At 46.4% G+C, this 343-nt stretch carries 1 pseudogene; it reads right to left on the reverse strand.

Annotated features, from left to right (window positions below):
- A pseudogene (locus tag OCV31_RS09685) lies at positions 1 to 343 on the reverse strand (hypothetical protein); the annotation flags it as partial.

Consider the following 343-nt stretch of genomic DNA (forward strand, 5'->3'; position numbering starts at 1 on the left):
CAGGCGTACTCGGCGTTCCCGGATTTTCCGCAGCCGTCACTGCAACCATATCTCCGTTTTCAAAATACGTGTCATTTGCAAATTTTACATAGACGATAGGTTTAATATATTTGGCATTTTCGGGTAGCTTCGTGATTTCGATTTCATAGCCGCCGGCTACTTGTTTTACCGTGTAATCATCCCGAGGCACTTCCTGCTTCTTATATTTCGGCGTCGCCGACGTGCTTGTATCCACCCTCGTCGATGGACTGCTTACTGCCTTGGGTTTCCCTTCTTCAAAATCCTTCTGTGTCACATAATTCAGCTTAAAGAAAGCTTCTTCATTCTCGCCGATCTTTCCGGC

It is taken from the genome of Aedoeadaptatus acetigenes (assembly GCF_025566985.1).
GTDB lineage: Bacteria > Bacillota > Clostridia > Tissierellales > Peptoniphilaceae > Aedoeadaptatus > Aedoeadaptatus acetigenes.